Origin of the sequence: Ensifer sp. ENS06 (genome assembly GCF_014852205.1) — a bacterium.
GTDB lineage: Bacteria > Pseudomonadota > Alphaproteobacteria > Rhizobiales > Rhizobiaceae > Ensifer > Ensifer adhaerens.
In genome coordinates this window covers 656440-668973 of sequence record NZ_JACVBC010000001.1, presented here as the reverse complement: position 1 = coordinate 668973, position 12534 = coordinate 656440, and the positions used below count along the sequence as shown (strand labels likewise).

General features: G+C 61.8%; 12 protein-coding genes. 1 reads left to right on the top strand and 11 read right to left on the bottom strand.

Translation table 11 applies throughout. The annotated features are described in order from the left end of the window. Position 1: 1 nt before the first annotated feature. The 5 genes from IB279_RS03375 to IB279_RS03355 all read right to left on the bottom strand — a co-directional run bounded on the left by IB279_RS03375 (position 2) and on the right by IB279_RS03355 (position 5899). On the bottom strand, positions 2–1273 hold the full coding sequence (locus IB279_RS03375; RefSeq protein WP_113189598.1) for a MotB family protein: 1272 nt from the start codon (positions 1271–1273) through the stop codon (positions 2–4). After that, positions 1270–1923 carry a hypothetical protein gene (locus tag IB279_RS03370; RefSeq protein WP_060602188.1) on the bottom strand — a complete coding sequence of 218 codons (654 nt, stop codon included), beginning with the start codon at positions 1921–1923 and terminating at the stop codon, positions 1270–1272. The genes IB279_RS03375 and IB279_RS03370 overlap by 4 nt, the downstream gene beginning before the upstream one ends. Positions 1924–2374: 451 nt before the next feature. Next, on the bottom strand, positions 2375–3349 hold the full coding sequence (locus tag IB279_RS03365; RefSeq protein WP_034800723.1) for a flagellin: 975 nt from the start codon (positions 3347–3349) through the stop codon (positions 2375–2377). Between the two features lie 377 nt (positions 3350–3726). Next, the gene (locus IB279_RS03360; protein WP_064816980.1) at positions 3727–4668 is read right to left on the bottom strand and encodes a flagellin; all 942 of its coding nucleotides are present in this window, start codon (positions 4666–4668) and stop codon (positions 3727–3729) included. A 289-nt stretch (positions 4669–4957) separates the two neighbouring features. After that, complete coding sequence (locus IB279_RS03355; RefSeq protein ID WP_064816979.1) at positions 4958–5899, bottom strand: flagellin; 942 nt, start codon at positions 5897–5899, stop codon at positions 4958–4960. 369 nt (positions 5900–6268) lie between these two features. Here IB279_RS03355 and IB279_RS03350 point away from each other — a divergent pair, with 369 nt between their 5' ends. After that, positions 6269–8182, top strand: coding sequence for a glycosyltransferase family 41 protein (locus IB279_RS03350; protein WP_089043331.1), 1914 nt, complete (start codon positions 6269–6271; stop codon positions 8180–8182). A 212-nt stretch (positions 8183–8394) separates the two neighbouring features. On the opposite strand, the gene fliP is transcribed toward IB279_RS03350, so the two are convergent. From fliP to flgA, 6 genes are read right to left on the bottom strand one after another with little or no spacing between them, the layout of a single operon-like run. After that, positions 8395–9132 carry a flagellar type III secretion system pore protein FliP gene (gene fliP, locus IB279_RS03345; RefSeq protein ID WP_034796894.1) on the bottom strand — a complete coding sequence of 246 codons (738 nt, stop codon included), beginning with the start codon at positions 9130–9132 and terminating at the stop codon, positions 8395–8397. An 8-nt stretch (positions 9133–9140) separates the two neighbouring features. Continuing rightward, complete coding sequence (locus IB279_RS03340) at positions 9141–9635, bottom strand: flagellar basal body-associated FliL family protein (protein WP_113187612.1); 495 nt, start codon at positions 9633–9635, stop codon at positions 9141–9143. A gap of 18 nt (positions 9636–9653) precedes the next feature. Beyond that, on the bottom strand, positions 9654–10367 hold the full coding sequence (gene flgH / locus IB279_RS03335) for a flagellar basal body L-ring protein FlgH (protein WP_034796898.1): 714 nt from the start codon (positions 10365–10367) through the stop codon (positions 9654–9656). Further along, a complete protein-coding gene (locus IB279_RS03330; RefSeq protein ID WP_034796899.1) occupies positions 10364–10903 on the bottom strand; it encodes a MotE family protein in 540 nt (179 codons plus the stop codon). Before IB279_RS03330 ends, flgH begins: the two co-directional genes overlap by 4 nt. Next, on the bottom strand, positions 10900–12015 hold the full coding sequence (locus IB279_RS03325) for a flagellar basal body P-ring protein FlgI (RefSeq protein ID WP_043613025.1): 1116 nt from the start codon (positions 12013–12015) through the stop codon (positions 10900–10902). The genes IB279_RS03330 and IB279_RS03325 overlap by 4 nt, the downstream gene beginning before the upstream one ends. Continuing rightward, the gene (gene flgA / locus IB279_RS03320) at positions 12012–12521 is read right to left on the bottom strand and encodes a flagellar basal body P-ring formation chaperone FlgA (RefSeq protein ID WP_060581898.1); all 510 of its coding nucleotides are present in this window, start codon (positions 12519–12521) and stop codon (positions 12012–12014) included. Before flgA ends, IB279_RS03325 begins: the two co-directional genes overlap by 4 nt. Between the last annotated feature and the right edge of the window lie 13 nt (positions 12522–12534).

Sequence of the window (12534 nt, the reverse complement as noted above, 5' to 3'; positions counted from 1 at the left end):
CTTAACCCGGAGCCGATTGCAAGAGGATCTCGATGCGGCGGTTGCCCGGGGCGTAGGGATCGCCGGGGATCTGCAGCCGCCGGTCGGCGAAGCCGCTGATCTGGCTGACGCGATCTTCCTTCAGGCCACCGCGGACGAGCATGTAATAGGCGCTCTGGGCGCGGGCGGCGGAGAGGCGCCAGTTATCATAAGTGCCATCCTTGAAGGGACGGCCGTCGGTATGGCCGCGGATTGCAACCGCGCCCTGACGCTCAGCCAGCAGATGGCCGATCTTTTCCATCGCCAGTACCAGTTCCTTCTGCGGCACGGCCGAGCCGATGGCAAACATCTGCGCATCGGTCCGCTCGCTGATCGTCACCATCAGGCCGCCTTCAGCGGGTGTCACGACAAGTCCCTCGGCCAGCTGACCCGCCTCGCCGGCAAGCTGCTTCTTCAGCTCGGCCTGGAGCTCGGCCGCCTGCTCCTTGGCGTCGGCCTCGGCGGCCTCGGTCTTCGGCTTTTCGCCGGCTGCGGCGTCCGCCGGGTCCTTGCCAGCTCCCGTATCGGTGTCCTTGCCGTCACCGGCCTGCTTGTCGGCCGCTTCTTGCGGCTCCTGCGACGCGTCCGCCTCAGACTTCTTGACGGCCGGCGTCGCGCCTGCGGGCTCCGTCGACTTGTCGGCAAGGGCAGCAACGGTTTCGGCCGTGTTGCCGGCGTCCTTCACTTCGACCTGCTTGGTCCAGAAGTCCGGATCGAACGGGTCACGATAGGCTTCGCCGCCATCGGCGCCGGTGGCCGGGCCGGACTGCGCCGCACCGCCCTCGCCCTTGACGCTGATGTTGGCCTGCTGGCCGACCTCGCGCGCAATCTCGGAAAGAACGGAATAGGGGTTTTCGAAGAAGTCGGCGTCGGAGTACTTCGTCTCTTCGCCCGATGTCGCCGTCAGCTGATCGCCGGTTTTGGCCGAGCCACCGGACTTTTCCTGCTCGCCATCAACCTTCGAACGCTGCTGCGTTTCTTCGCCCTGCGCATCCTTGGCCGGGTCCTTCAGGCCACGTTCGGCAGGCTTCTGGTCGGTCAATTGCACCGGGTTGAAATAGGAAGCGATCGCCGCCTTCGTCTCTTCGTTGGCGGCATTGATCAGCCACATCACGAGGAAGAAGGCCATCATCGCCGTCATGAAGTCGGCATAGGCGATCTTCCAGGAGCCGCCGTGGTGACCATCATGGCTGCCGCTGTGGCGCTTGACGATGATGATCTCGTGCTTGCCGTTGTGGTGGTTTTCGTCGCTCATGCGAGAACTTTCCGAACTGTATCGGCCCAGGCGGCCATGCGCGTCACGAGGATGGTGCCATCCATCTCGACGGCGAGATCGACATCGTCGGATTCGACGTGCCGCAAGGACGGCATGTCTTCTCCGAGCTGGCGCTTCAGCGCCTCAAAGAGAGACGCCGGGCCTTTGACGACGATGGTGCAGCCTTCGCCGGCCACAAGTCCCTGGCGCAGCATCTGCGCCATATCGGCAACGGCGCGCTGCATGAGGGCATCGCCCATGACGGGCGCGAGCACGCGGGCGGCCTGATCGCCGAGTGCGACGGCAAGCCCCTCGGTCATTTCGTCGATGCGCAGCGCGAGACGGTTCGCGGTTTCCTCTTCGAAGCGCCGCGTCAGCGCCTCGAGTTCGGCCGCGTGCGCCGCCTGAAGTTCGGCTATCTGCTTTTCGTGTTCGAAGACGAGTTCGGCGGTCGCCTCGGCCCGCCCTTCGGCGAAGGCGCGCCGGCGTTCGGCATCGATATCGATTTCCGGCATGGCTGGTCTCGCGCCGAGGCGCTCGCCATCGGCATAGTCGGTATCCAGATCGGGGAAATACTTCGGAGGCATCAGCGACAGCTCGACTTTCGGTGCGCTGAAGTCCTTGAGATAACGGGAGAGCATTGCACTCATGGCCGGCCCCCTGCAGCGGACCTGCGGCAATGCGGCGATCCCCATCTGCTTGAGAGGCGGCGCTCCCTGGCGCGGACTTCCATTGCTCCTGGCACTGCTGACATGTCTCCCTCGGGCCCGACCGTCGGATACGGCAGACCCAGCATTCTTGACGTACATCAGCGTGATCCGGGGTCGGTTGTTCCCGGAGCGATCTGATGCAGGCGGCGGCGCAAAGGTCATTTTGGCCGGCAGTCATCCGACAGGACTGCGAGGGAAGGCTATTCGGTCAAACTTGTGCGAAAATGAATGTGTTGGACCGCGCCAGGGCAATTAGCGCGGTCCAACCGTTTCCACCGGGTGCCGTGACCGACGACGTGGCAGAACTCAAAGTGCCGTTACCCGCATGCGGGGTGATGGGCTCAGTTTGGCGGATCGGCGGCCGCTTCCGGCCGCTGTCCTCCGCTGCGCCTTACTGCTGGAACAGGCGCAGGATATTTTCGGAATTGGTGTTGGCGATCGAGAGCGCCTGGATGCCCAGTTGCTGCTGCGTCTGCAGCGCCTTCAGCCGTGTCGATTCCTCGTTCATGTCGGCATCGACGAGACGACCGACGCCCTTGTCGATCGTATCCATCAGGTTGGCGATGAAGCCCTCCTGCAACTCGATGCGCTTGGTGATGGCGCCGAGCGTGGAGCCGGCGTCCGTCAGCTGGTTGAGGATACGTTCGACGACGCTGATCATATCGGCCATTTCGGCAGGCGTCGTCGATGCGGTCAGCTTGACTTCCGCCGTCGTACCGATTGGCGTCGTCGCCGGTGCGCCGATCAGGTGGTACAGGCGCGCGCCCGCCGTGCCGGGCGGAGAGGTGAGCTGGGAGGCGTCGTAGTTCCTGGTCAGGATGCCTCGGCTCGCATTCTGCTTGTCGATCAGCATCGACTGCGAGGTGTCGAAGTCGAGCGTCGTGACCGACACATTGCCGTTGGCGTCACGGTTGAACGAGGCCACGACGGACTTCGTGCCGACCGGAGCTGTGGCGGCGTTGTAGAGCCAGTTTTCGCTGGAGAAGGATGCGGACTGGGCGGCCGAGATAAGCTGGTTCTTGAGCTCGGTGATTTCCTTGTCGATCTTCAGCTTGTCGACGCCCGGCTCACTCGCCGCGACGAGCTTGCTCTTGATCGCGCTGACGACCTCGATCGACGAATTCATTGCCGCATAGGCCGTGTCGATCTTGGCGGCGCCGAGGCCGAGGGCGTCCTGAACGGTGGAGAGCGCGGCATTGTCGGAGCGCATGGTGGTCGCGATCGACCAATAGGCGGCGTTGTCGGCAGCCGTCTGCACGCGGTAGCCCGAGGAGATGCGGTCCTGGACTTCCGCCATGTCGGAGTTGATCGAACGCAATGTCTGGAGAGCCGCCATGGCGGCGGTGTTGGTCATGATGCTTGTCATTGGTCACCTGTCCCGAATGAATTCCTAAGGACATTCCGGAGTGTTACCGGCAGCGATGGGACTGGCATCATGCGAATCGCCCCTGTTTTGCCCTGGAGGCGACCCTTCGCTCTTAACCAAGATGTAACGATCTCATAGTTAACAAATGGTTAATGCCGTTAGGAAGTCGGTAACAAAGGTGAACAAAAATAAGGGAAGATGGACGAAGCGTTAAGATGCGTACCGTCACCCATGGAACGAATACCGGTGGCATGCGGCACGCCTGGCGGCCATTGAATACCGGAGCGCAAAACGAAAAAGCCGCACGATCCACGGGGGATGTGCGGCTTCTTTTCGAAGTGACGGGAGAGGATCGCCCGTCATGTTCGGTCGATCGATTAACGGAACAGCGACAGGATGTTCTGCGAGTTGGTGTTAGCGATCGTGAGTGCCTGGATGCCGAGCTGCTGCTGCGTCTGCAGGGCCTTCAGGCGGGTCGATTCCTCGTTCATGTCAGCGTCGACGAGACGGCCAACGCCCTTCTCGATCGAGTCCGAGAGGTTTTCGACGAAGCCCTTCTGCAGATCGATACGGCTGTTGAGCGCACCGAGGTCGGCGGCAGCGTCGGTCATCTGGGTCAGGATGGAGTCAACACCCGACAGAGCCTGCGACAGAGCGCCGCCCGTCATGTTGGTGATGTCGAGCGTCATGACGCTGAAGGTCAACGCTACGGTCGCACCGGTCGTGTCGGTGTAGGAGATGTTGCTGGAGAGCAGGCCCGTGCCGGTCGTGACGAACGCGCCGGAAGCGTTCATTTCGATCAGCGAGCTCTTGTTGGTGTCGTACTGCAGCGTCGTCAGGCTGACATTGCCCTTGGCGTCGCGGTTGAACGAACCAACGACCGACTTCGTGCCGGCAGCGTTGTTCGGGTCGGTGAAGACCCAGTTTTCGCCGGAGAACGAGGCCGACTTGGCAATGCTCAGAAGCTGGTTCTGCAGCTCCTTGATTTCCTTCTGGATCTTGCTCTTGTCAACGCCCGGCTCGCTGGCGGTTACCAGCTTCTTCTTGATTTCGTCGACGACGTCCTTGGAGTTTTCCATGGCCGACGAAGCAACGTCGGTCTTGGCAGCGCCGAGGCCGAGGGCGTCCTGAACAGCCGAGAGGGCCTTGTTGTCCGAACGCATGGTGGTCGCGATCGACCAGTAAGCAGCGTTATCAGCCGCGGTGGCGACGCGCAGACCCGAGGAGATGCGCTCCTGGGTGGTTTCCATCGAGGAGTTGATCGAACGCAGGGTGGCGAGTGCGCCCATGGCGGAAGAGTTGGTCAGAATGCTCGTCATTGGCTGAGTGCCCCTTGTTGGCAAAGATGAAATGGAAAGGGACATTCCGGGATTACCGGGAAACGACGGTCAGCCTCATGCCTGCTGACGCTTTAATCTGTTCGGGTCAACCCGTCGTTTCGATGGTTACAACAAACACCATCGTGGTTAACGAACCCTAAAACCCAGAGAAACTTTTCGAAGTTTTATCAGTGCATTGGCGACAAAGAAAAACCGCGCCTCTTGTGAAGCGCGGTTTCGTATCTTGCATCGGGTGCGGACCGTGGCCCGCCCCGTTTCAACCCGTCGATTAACGGAACAGCGACAGGATGTTCTGCGAGTTCGAGTTGGCGATCGACAGTGCCTGGATGCCGAGCTGCTGCTGCGTCTGCAGAGCCTTCAGGCGGGTCGATTCCTCGTTCATGTCAGCGTCGACGAGACGGCCAACGCCCTTCTCGATCGAGTCCGAGAGGTTTTCGACGAAGCCCTTCTGCAGATCGATACGGCTGTTGAGCGCACCGAGGTCGGCGGCAGCGTCGGTCATCTGGGTCAGGACCGAGTCAACACCCGACAGAGCCTGCGACAGAGCGCCGTTCGTCATGCTGGTGATGTCGAGCGACAGAACGCTGAAGGTCAGCGATACGGTCGCGCCGGTCGTGTCGGTGTAGGAGATGTTGCTGGAGAGCAGGCCCGTGCCGTTGGTGACGTTGGCACCCGAAGCGTTCACTTCGATCAGCGAGCTCTTGTTGGTGTCGTACTGCAGCGTCGTCAGGCTGACATTGCCCTTGGCGTCGCGGTTGAACGAACCAACGACCGACTTCGTGCCGGCAGCGTTGTTCGGGTCGGTGTAAACCCAGTTTTCGCCGGAGAACGAGGCCGACTTGGCAATGCTCACGAGCTGGTTCTGCAGCTCCTTGATTTCCTTCTGGATCTTGCTCTTGTCAACGCCCGGCTCGCTGGCGGTTACCAGCTTCTTCTTGATTTCGTCGACGACGTCCTTGGAGTTTTCCATGGCCGACGAAGCAACGTCGGTCTTGGCAGCGCCGAGGCCGAGGGCGTCCTGAACAGCCGAGAGGGCCTTGTTGTCCGAACGCATGGTGGTCGCGATCGACCAGTAAGCAGCGTTGTCAGCCGCGGTGCCGACGCGCAGACCCGACGAAATACGCTCCTGGGTGGTTTCCATCGAGGAGTTGATCGAACGCAGGGTGGCGAGTGCGCCCATGGCGGAAGAATTGGTGATGATGCTCGTCATTAGAGTGTCCCTTGATTACTTTAGACGATTTAGGGGACATACCGGACTTCCCGGTGATGGCGGATCGGCTTCATGCCACTCGGTTCCAACTATCTCGGAAGAAACCAAACCCGTCATGTGAAAGGGACTATCGCGTGCAAAGCTTGCGAATTGATTAAATGCCCAAGGCAGCTTGGGCCGAGATAACTTATACTTAACAAGACTTTAATGCTGCCACGGATGCAGAGATCACAGCCCCGCTGCCGCCAGCAAAGATGTGTCGGAGGGTGGTTCGCTCCTGCCTGAGGCAAGCTCCCCCGGGTAAACTCGGCTTCGAACAAGGACTAGCAAGCCGGCGCCGGTCGCCGCGCCTCTTCGACGGAGCTCTTAGTGAACGCCCAAGCCATCTTTTCGACCGCCTCCCGGCAATACCAGAAGGGGCAGTACACGGACGCGCTCAACCAGCTGAATGTGCTGATGGAGATCAACCGCGACACCAAGACCTATGTGCTTCTGGCGAAGGTCCTCGTGAAACTCGGTTTCAAGGCTGAGGCGGCCCGTGCCTACCAGCTCGCCGGTGAAGCCGGCGGCTCGCGGGCGGAAGATTACCTCACCGACGCCATGAAACTCTACTTCGCGAACGGGCAGGAGGACGAGGCACTGAGCATCGGACTGCCGCTTCTGGAGAAGGCCAAGACAGATGCCGAGATCGCCTTCATCATCGCCTCGATCTTCCTCAAGCGCGGCGAAAAGGAAATCCTGGGGCTTTTCAAGGCGCCGCTGACCCTGAGCACCAACCGTCTGCACAATGCGCTTGCCTTCAAGCTGTTGACCGCCGAAATCAACGACCTGCAAGATCGTGACGCGCTCGCCAATCTCTTCCGCAACAACCCGAAGAACACCACGCTGCGGTCGGCCCATCTCGTCTATGCGCGTGAGGCCAACGACTATGCCGAGGTCGAGAAGCACGAACGCGACATCCAACGGGCACTGAAAGCCGGGCAGACCGAAATTCTTGCAGCTGAAGCGCCCTACTATCACGCGACCTGGTGTGGCGACGAAAGCTTCAACCGGGTCGCCGGCGCACAGCTCAACCCGTTCCCGAGCAGCCTGACGGAAGTACGCCGCGCCGCGCCGCACCGCTGGGGCGAGCGCATTCGCATCGGTTATGTTTCCGCCGACTTCTGGGACGACCATGCGACGATGAAGCTGCTGAAGGCGGTGTTGATGGCGCACGACAAGACGCGCTTCGACGTCACCCTCTTCTGCCATACCAAGAGCGCGCTTGCGGCGCGCGACCAGGACATACGCGCAAGATGGGGCAGGATCGTCGAGATCGGCCACCTCACCGACGACGAGGCTGCGCATGTCATTCGCCAGGAAAACATCGACATTCTCGTCGACCTGAAGGGGCATACGCTCGAAAGCCGAGTCTCCATCTTCAACCGGGCCGCAGCTCCCGTGCAGGTGGGCTGGCTGGGCTTCCCTGGGACCACCGTCAACGTCGATCTCGACTACATCATCGGCGACCCTTGTGTGCTTCCGGACAGCAGTAGGGCGCATTATTATGAAAAATACTGCCGCCTGCCGGAGACCTACCAGCCCAACGATCCCTACGAGCGCGCCCGGCCCCGGGCGATGTCGCGCAAGGATGTCGGCCTTCCCGAGGATGCATTCGTATTTGCCTCCTTCAACGCAAATCGCAAGATTTCGCTTCAGACGGTCAATCTCTGGATCGACATCCTTCGCCAGACGCCCGGAAGCCTGCTGTGGGTGCTGTGCGACAGGGCGGATGCACGCACAAATCTGCTGGCCAAGTTCAAAAGCGCCGGCATCGATACCAAGCGCATCGTCATCTGCGGCAAGTTCGCCTACCAGAACCACGTCGACCGCGTTCCGCTCGCCGATCTCGGCCTCGACACCTATCCCTATAACGGCCACACGACCACATCCGAACAGCTCTGGGCAGGCCTGCCGGTGCTGTCCTTCAAGGGCACGAACTTCGCTTCACGCGTGAGCGAGAGCCTGCTGAACGCCATCGGCGTGCCGGAACTCGTGGCCACGGGGCCGGAGGACTATGTCAAGGAAGCTGTCGCGCTTTACAACAACCGTGACAAGATCGCCGACTATCGAAAGAGGCTGGACGAGAACCGGTTCCGGATGCCGCTATTCGATGCGGAGCGTTTTTGCCAGCACCTGGAAACGGGCTACGAAATGATGGCCGACCGCGCCAAGCGCGGACTGGCACCTGATCACATCGACGTTCCGGCATTGCCGCCGCGCATCGGGTCGTTCGAACGCTGAACGGCGATCATCCCTGAAAGACAAAAGGCAGCGCCGCGGCGCTGCCTTTTTTGTTGTCCCGTTTCGAGGATCGCAAAGCCCGATGGCGCGGATGATCCGGAGCGCCATGCGCCGAGGGCAAGCGCATCGCGGTTTTCGGGATGCGCGTCTTCTCTTTGAGCTTTTGATTTGTCGCCGTCGCTAGCGCGCCGCGCACTCTCCGTGCGACAGCTCTAACTGAAGGAGCGCACCAGACTGCCGACGAGGAGGTTCCAGCCGTCAATCAAGACGAAGAAGAGAATCTTGAACGGCAGCGAGATCGCCGTCGGCGGCAGCATCATCATACCCATGGCCATGGTGATGGTAGCGACGATCAGATCGATCACCAGGAACGGCAGCATGATCAGGAAGCCGATTTCGAAGCCGCGGCGAATTTCCGAGATCATGAAGGCCGGCACGACCGCGCGCAGATCGACCTTGTCGTCGACGACGACCGTCTGGCCCTTTTCCTTGGCTATGTCGATGAAGAGCTGCAGGTCCTTGTCGCGCGTGTTGGCGAGCATGAAGTCGCGGAAAGGCTCGGTGATCCGGGGGATCGCCTCCGCCTCGGTGATCTGGTTCTTCATCAGCGGGTCGATGCCGTCCCGCCAGGCGCGATCGAAGGTCGGCCCCATGACATAGAAGGTCATGAACAGCGCCAGCGAAACCATGATCATGTTGGATGGCGTGGTCGCCAGGCCCATGCCGGTGCGCAGGATCGCAAAGGCAATCACGAAGCGCGGAAAGCTGGTGACCATGATCAGGATGCCGGGGGCCACCGACAGCACGGTCAGAAGACCGAAGGTGCGGATGATCCACGAGGCGGCAGAGCCGTCGATAGGCGTATTCAGGATATCAGAGGGGAAGCTCTGGGCGCCGGCAATACCGGACATCGCCATCATGGCAACTATAAAGGCGACTAGCCGGACCATTTATCGAATCATTGGATGACGAAGGTTCTGAACATCACATTGGTTACGCGCCCATCGGAGCGCAGGTCAACCCGCTCCTGGATGTCATCCCGGAGATATTGAAAGCCGCGTGGTCCCTGGATTTGTTGCAGGGAAACGGTTTTCAGGTAGGCGGCGATATCCTGGTGGATCTGCTCGGCGAGTTTGGGGTCAGGCACACCGTCGAACTGCAGCGCCACTTCCAGGCGGATCCAGTTTTCAGAGGGATAGGCAAGGTTGGTGGTGATCGGGTCGAGTTGGACGACGCCGTTCGCTTCGGTCGCTACCTTCGGCAGGCCTTCTTCGCCGGTCGCATTGGCGGCCGGCTCCTTGGTTGCTTCCACCTGCTCCTTCGGAGGCGGTGGTGCGAGCAGGCCGCCGACCAGCCAGCCGCCGCCGCCGGCAACCAGCGTCAGCACGGCGATGGCCGCGATGGTCAGCACCTTCGACGGCGGCTTCGGAGCGTTGGAATCGAGTTCTTCCATCTTGCCGTTCCCTGCCGATCAGATCGGCGAAAATAGATCCATGAACTGCTGGCCGTAGGGCGGCTGCTGCACTTCGGTCAGGCGACCACGGCCGCCATAGGAGATGCGCGCCTCGGCAATGCGGTCGTAGGAGATGACGTTGTCGGCATCGACGTCCCGCGGCCGGACGATACCGGCGACGTTCAGGATGCGCAGCTCGTGGTTGACGCGCACTTCCTGCGAACCGCTGATCAACAGGTTGCCGTTTTCGAGAACGCCGGTGACAACGGCGGCAACGAGCACCCGCAGCTTTTCCGAACGCTCCGTCGTGCCGTCACCTTCGGTCTTGGTATTCGAGCCGTATTTCAGGTCGCCGGACCAGCCGAAATCGCTCGTCTGAGACTTGCCGCTGGCGCCGACGTTGAAGCCACTCGAGTTCTTGCGGCTACGGTCCGTCTTGTTGTCGAAGGTTGCGCCTTCGTTGATCTTGATGTCGACCGTCAGGATATCGCCGACATTGATCGCGCGCGCGTCCTTGAAGAGCGCTGCCTGCTGGTCGTTCCACAACGAATAGCCATTCACCATCTGGCGCGGCTGCTTCGGATACATGGCGAGCTGCGGCGTCTGCGAATATTGCAGACCGCTGCCGATCGGGCTCATCGACGGCGCGCGGCCGATTTCGTTGAGCGCTTGGTTCTGACATCCCGCAAGGAGGGCGGCCCCGGTCAGTATAGCCGTTAGACGCGTTTTCATGATGGTTCCTTCGAGGTGTTCGGGTCGCTGGCGCTCGAGATGATGTTGGTAAGGATCGCCGCCTTCTCATCGCTCATTTCGCTCAGGATCAGCGATGACTGGCGCGGTGGCAGCTGCATGACGATGGCGGCGGCAATCTCGGGCCTCACCATCTCAAGCTTGCCGGCGGCTGCGTCCGGCTTCATCGTCTTGTAGATGCCGACGAGGTTGAGTTCCGCCTGTTTCAGAAAATCGTTGCGGCGGTTCAGCCAGTCTTCGTATTCCTCGCGGCGCTTTTCGAGCGTGGCGATGCGCTCGTCGATGCTTGCCTGCAGCGTTTCGAGATCCTTGCGCTGCAGCACATAACGCTGGTCGCGCGCGGCGTCGGCGATGTTGGTGCAGAACTGCTGGATCTCGTTCTGGGTCGCGTCGCTTGCGGGCGGCGCCGTGACGTCCTGGGCAAAGGCGCCCGGCATCGAAAGCATGGACGCGACAGCCGCCGCGGCGAGCAGCAGCCTGCGGGTCCGGCCGAGAGAATGATTGTCGTTTGCGATCATTGCAGCACGAGCTCCGCCTGGAGGGCACCGGCCGTCTTGATGCTCTGCAGGATGGCGATGATGCCGTCCGGCTTGACGCCGATGTTGTTGAGTCCGGCGACGAGCGAGCGAAGGCTCGAACCGTTGAGGATCGCCACCGTGCCGCCGTCGGACTGCGCGTTGATCGTCGTGTTCGGTTCCATCGCCGTCTGCCCGCGCGAGAAGGGCAGCGGCTGCACCACTGTCGGCGTCTCGCTGACTTCCACGGTCAATGTTCCGTAGCTGACCGCCACCTCGTTGACCCGGACATCCTGGCCGATGACGATCGTGCCGGTGCGTTCGTTGATGACGACGCGCGCAGGCACGTCGGTCTCGATGACGATGTTTTCGATGTCGGCCATCAGCCGCGCGAGGTCCGCCATCTTCGGCTTTTCGACGAGAACGGCCTGGCTGTCGCGCGCTTCCGCAATGCGGCCGCCATATTGCTGGGCCGCGTATTTGTTGATCGCTGCGGCCATGCCGACGGCGGTCGAGAAATCAGGATTGCGCAGCTGCAGCACGAGGTTGAAGCCGTCCTTGAACTTCGACGGCAGCTCGCGCTCGATGATGGCGCCGTTCGGCACGCGACCGGACGTCGTGACACCCTGGTTGAGGGTTGCGGCGTCGCCCTGCGCGTTGAAGCCGGTGACGACGACGGAGCCTTGCGCGACCGCATAGATCTGGCCGTCCGCACCCGAAAGCGAGGTCATGACCAGCGTGCCGCCGCGCAGCGACGTGCTGTCGCCGAGCGAGCCGACGGTCACGTCGACGCGGCTGCCGGGGCTGGCGAAGGGCGGCAGGTTCGCCGTCACCAGCACGGCCGCGACGTTGCGCGTCCGGGACTCGCCGCCCTGGGTGGAGATGCCGAGATTTTGCAGCATCGCGCGGATCGACTGGTCGGTGAACGGCGACGAGCGCAGGCTGTCGCCCGTACCCTGCAGGCCGACGACGAGGCCGTATCCGATAAGCTGGTTGTCACGGCCCGCCTGAAGCGAGGCGACGTCCTTGATCCTGGATGCGCCGAAGGCGGGCGTCAGCGCCATGGAGAACGCGACAGCCAGCGACAGGAACCATTTGCATGCAAGCATTTTCATTTCGCCACCACATGGACAGTGCCGTCGGCCATCACCGTTCCGGAAACGATGACGCCGGTATCGATGTTGCGCGCCCGGATCAGTTCGCCGACGGCGGCGTCCTGGAGCGGCGATCCGGCAGCGCTGATGGTCAGGCCGCCATTGCTGAAGACGAGGCGCACGGTCGAACCGCGCTCGACGGCATATTGCTCGCGAAGCGCGCTCGCGAGGATCACCCGGCCGGGAAGAAGCGTGCGCTTGGTGACCTTGCCGTCGATCTCGCCCAGGGTTCTGATGTAGCCGTCGGCGAGATCAGGGTTGGTGACGTCGACGACTTCGACGCGGCTCGCATCGACGGTTTCGCCCGGATAGATGGTCTGCGTGGGGATCACCGCCGTCAGCCGTTCCGCATAGCCTGCCGAAGGCAACAGGAAAGCGGCGGCGAAGAGCGCGCCAGCCGCCAGCCGCCGCGCGCTGGCGCGGCCGGCCTTCGAAGCCTTGATGTCTGCGGATCGGCGAAACGTCATGTTTGCCCCCTCT

Excerpts from the sequence above, each read along its gene's own strand:
- IB279_RS03330 (WP_034796899.1), bottom strand. The coding sequence starts at position 10,903 with ATGATCGCAAACGACAATCATTCTCTCGGCCGGACCCGCAGGCTGCTG.
- flgA (WP_060581898.1), bottom strand. The coding sequence starts at position 12,521 with ATGACGTTTCGCCGATCCGCAGACATCAAGGCTTCGAAGGCCGGCCGC.
- flgH (WP_034796898.1), bottom strand. The coding sequence starts at position 10,367 with ATGAAAACGCGTCTAACGGCTATACTGACCGGGGCCGCCCTCCTTGCG.
- IB279_RS03370 (WP_060602188.1), bottom strand. The coding sequence starts at position 1,923 with ATGAGTGCAATGCTCTCCCGTTATCTCAAGGACTTCAGCGCACCGAAA.
- IB279_RS03365 (WP_034800723.1), bottom strand. The coding sequence starts at position 3,349 with ATGACAAGCATCATGACCAACACCGCCGCCATGGCGGCTCTCCAGACA.
- IB279_RS03360 (WP_064816980.1), bottom strand. The coding sequence starts at position 4,668 with ATGACGAGCATTCTGACCAACTCTTCCGCCATGGGCGCACTCGCCACC.
- IB279_RS03355 (WP_064816979.1), bottom strand. The coding sequence starts at position 5,899 with ATGACGAGCATCATCACCAATTCTTCCGCCATGGGCGCACTCGCCACC.
- IB279_RS03325 (WP_043613025.1), bottom strand. The coding sequence starts at position 12,015 with ATGAAAATGCTTGCATGCAAATGGTTCCTGTCGCTGGCTGTCGCGTTC.
- IB279_RS03340 (WP_113187612.1), bottom strand. The coding sequence starts at position 9,635 with ATGGAAGAACTCGATTCCAACGCTCCGAAGCCGCCGTCGAAGGTGCTG.
- IB279_RS03375 (WP_113189598.1), bottom strand. The coding sequence starts at position 1,273 with ATGAGCGACGAAAACCACCACAACGGCAAGCACGAGATCATCATCGTC.
- fliP (WP_034796894.1), bottom strand. The coding sequence starts at position 9,132 with ATGGTCCGGCTAGTCGCCTTTATAGTTGCCATGATGGCGATGTCCGGT.